The 3,722-nt window shown below is 40.1% G+C and carries 3 protein-coding genes; 1 reads left to right on the forward strand and 2 read right to left on the reverse strand.

The features are described 5' to 3' along the window. Positions 1 to 231 (reverse strand): GTPase (locus tag ACJHYR_RS27115; RefSeq protein WP_171946083.1); only part of this gene is annotated, 231 nt, incomplete at its 3' end. 105 nt (positions 232 to 336) lie between these two features. Between ACJHYR_RS27115 and ACJHYR_RS27120 the strand changes: the two genes are divergently transcribed. After that, positions 337 to 1,287: a hypothetical protein gene (locus ACJHYR_RS27120; protein WP_000157733.1), complete on the forward strand. Its 951-nt coding sequence runs from the start codon at positions 337 to 339 to the stop codon at positions 1,285 to 1,287. Here ACJHYR_RS27120 and ACJHYR_RS27125 read toward each other — a convergent pair. After that, the gene (locus tag ACJHYR_RS27125) at positions 1,284 to 2,072 is read right to left on the reverse strand and encodes a hypothetical protein (protein WP_000816188.1); all 789 of its coding nucleotides are present in this window, start codon (positions 2,070 to 2,072) and stop codon (positions 1,284 to 1,286) included. The genes ACJHYR_RS27120 and ACJHYR_RS27125 overlap by 4 nt on opposite strands. Positions 2,073 to 3,722 lie beyond the last annotated feature (1,650 nt).

The raw sequence follows: 3,722 nt of genomic DNA on the forward strand, positions 1-3,722 counted from the left end.
ATGAGCCTGACGGGTGCAGCCGTTCAGCGGATGCGTGGCGCAGACACGGGACTGAAAAATGGCATTGCACAGGCTGCTTTTTCCGGCACCGGATTTACCCATAATGCCAATCACGGGCTCGTAATGAATAACACTGTGGAGATGTTCAAGGATTTTCTGGCGAATTTCTTCAGGAAGAAACGTCAGATATGATTTCACTTGTGCGGAGAGGGAAGAATGGCTGAATGACATACCGGTATCCTGTTGATTTCACTGAACCGGATCACACTAATCCGGTTTATCATTCAGGTAATATGGGCGTGAAAAAATCTGGAGTGACAAAGTTCGGGAGGAGTGATGGCATCACTGTCGATTAATACGCTACGCCGAATGAGCATTTGTAAAAGTCAGGCCTGGAAAGATACCCAGCGAATACTGAAGCGTAGTGGACTTGTGTACAGAGGGGAACGGTCAGAATCGTTTGATCCTGAGAAACATTTTAATCGTTATACGGTGCGTTATCTGTACCTGCTTAACATAATTGCGCTTAAGATAAGGTCGGTTAGTAAATTTTCCTGTTGGATCGAGGTGGGACAATGCCATCGTATGACTGGTAAACATTTATCTCTTAATGCCCCGCCTTTTATGCTGATTCCGCGTAGTATCCGGAGAAAAGTGGATGGATTCAGACAGTCAAAAGGTGAAGCAACCCCAAAATCGGCTCAACCGTTCACGGGCAGTTTGTATGAGGTTTTGAGAAAGGAGAGCGATTCAGCTAAGCTGGACGCATGGATTGCTGAACTGCCTCTGAACTTGCAGGAGGAGGGAAAGGAAATCTCAGTCATGGGATTTAGTCCACGGGCTGTGGCCCGACCTGTTCTTCGGTCAGCATCCCCGACGTTTGAACTGTTTTATCAGGAGTATCAATCCCTAAGATTAAAATCTGTTTTTAAATTTGAACCAAGATTTGAACAACTTTTAACAAGACTGAGCTTTAGAAAACAATCAATTCTCAGAAAACAACAATACAGGGTTAAATCGCAATTACTGGAGAGACTGGGGAATGTGTTGTTTTTCACGTCGCTTTATAACCAGGGATGTTTAGAGGAGTTTATAAATGCACTTGTGGAAAAGGAGGACATTTATCTGAAAATGTCCCCTGGGGAGGAAAAGGTGAAAGCACACCAGAAAATGGTTAACTACATTGAAGCGTTCTGCAACAAAATGACGGAAAAATACCTGATGCCCGCAGCAAGCAGACACTACAAAAAGAAGAAAATCGCCAGGAGCGAAAGTGGTGAAAGTTAATCCAGTCTACCGTACAGAATCAGTTGTTCCAGAATAGCCTGCTGTGTTGTTTTCCGCTCTCTGGTCAGTCTGTCCAGAGCGCTTTTTGCGGATGGCGATATCTTTACGTTGATTTGTACCCGTTTATCTTTTTTTCCATCGATAAACTGTTTTCTGAATGCATTGTGCATCTTGTCGAAAAATCTTTCTTTTGCAGCGAATCCTAGGTGAAATTCTTTTGGCGTCAGTAAACAGGGTGTGTCTGTGGGGAATAACATTTTTAGTAAAACTACAATGGCAATATATCTTTCGTTATCATTTACAGGATTAAACCAGGAAAGATATGTGGGTGAGATACGTGCATCAATATATTCCCATGCCCATTTCAGTTGTTCGGTATTCTTTTTAAGCCATTTGGCTTCGTTTCTCTTTTCGAGTCCCAGCCAGTTTTGATGCATTATTGAGATAATCCGATCTGCTTCCCCATAAAGGATTAACGCATTAATCCATTTCCCTATAACATTCAGTCGTGTTTCATGACTTGAAGGAATAATTGTCATGGGGTTATCCTTCATAACGATCACCCCCTTCAAGGCAGAGTTGAACTCAGATTCATTATTAAGTTTAAGTTTTTCGGGAACTGTATGAGACATAATTAACCAGAACCAGAATGCTGCAATTTCATTTTTTCTGATCCATTCAGGTATGTGATTATCTGCCAGATTATTATCATTCAATAAATGCTCAGTTGTTTTATTTTTCCAGTCATATCTATTCACGTTATAACCGCCTTTATATTGTTTCATCTGATTACGCCTCAATCGTTTTCTTTTCTGGTGATTTTCACCATCACATGTCAGTTGTATATGCAAGGGGATCAATAAAAATATCACCCTGCAAGCACTTCAAAGCTGATTATGGGGATATTCTAGAACTATTCACAAAACTATTCCAGACATATCAAGAACTATTTCTTGACCTATTCATAATAAAATAAAACATGCTATCAACTACGGCTCATATTCTCCTTGGGGGTGTCGTTGTACTGTTCGACTGTTCTTGTGGTCAGATTAACAATCTGAAGAGTAAAAGCGACAGTAATCTGTCTGTTATAGTGGCGATAAAAACACTGAATGCGCATCCTGTATGTGAAATCCTGTCATGTAGAGCAGTAAGCAATGACAGACATGCATGTTATATGTGAAGGGGGCCGGGAGACGACATAATCAGTATGGCTGTCATTCTGGTTGTAAAACGCGATCACTTTCCGGGGGTAAAAGATGATATGGAGGTTGACAAACGGTTTGCTTCGGATTGTCTTTTCTGGGGCCTGAAATACGAGGGCAGAAAAATAATTCCAGAGTAAATCTGCTCTGTTTTTAGGACAGAAAACTCCATGCTGGCTGTAAAAGTGAAAAATTAACACCCAGTATGTATGGAAGTCTGAAGATGTTGAGAATGTCGGTATGATACTATATACACATATTTTACTAAGTATTTTTACTAAGCATTTCAGTAAGTGTTATACACGTATTTTCTACTAAGTGTTTTACCAGACATACACGTGTTTTCATAAACAGCCCTATAAGTGTTTTCATTAAGCATTGCTGTACACATTGCTTTGTCTGAAACACATCCAGTTTAGTAAATCTTTACGTTAGCTAAAATCAGTTTAAAGCTGCTGTAAAACCTTTCTGTTTAAGCAATCAATCTGCTATTCGATTTTACTGATGTTGCGTTTAACCTTTTCTGAGTTTTTGTGTTTTTAGTCGTTAACCTGAGACAAGTGTCTTTACGTAAAAACGCAAATCCGACTGAGATAACCTGGTGTGATTTACGGTGTGCTTGCGACGATTTTGTTAAATGGTTCTATGGATGATTTTGTGACGATGAGATTGATGAGATGATTAACTGGCCCTGGTGTTTTTTCTCAGTGCAAGGTGATTATCTTCATCATAAGGCTCTTTTCAGAAAAAGCGTGATGATTGGTTCTGGTGTTTTGATTCAGATGAGATTTACGTTATCGATGGTTAATCGTTTTTATGGTGTGTTGAAAAGTAACGTTTTCACGATAAGAAAATCGATTCTGATATTGGTGAACTTTGTTCTTGTGGCAGGGTTATCTGTAAACAGGTTTTAAGTGCGCTATTCGGCTCTGTGATTGAGTTGTGTGGTTAAGCTGTAGGTTTTGGTGTTGTTGTTGATTTACAGCGCCAGAAAGCGTTCTGATTGCGTTTTTGATGTTTTGTTTGCACGTTCTGTTGATCCGTTTCCCTTCAGGCTTTGTAGTTTTTAAAAACCATTTATGCCGTTGTTGTGTGTTTTATCCTGCGTGTAGGTTTATCTTTTCTTCGTGGGGGATTCATTCTGTTTTAATCAGGAGCCATTGGCGTTGCTCAATGGCGGGATGCCGTAAAGTTTTACCGCAGTGATTAATGATGTGAAGTCAATCCAAA

It is taken from the genome of Escherichia sp. WS1450, assembly GCF_046487395.1.
GTDB lineage: Bacteria > Pseudomonadota > Gammaproteobacteria > Enterobacterales > Enterobacteriaceae > Escherichia > Escherichia coli.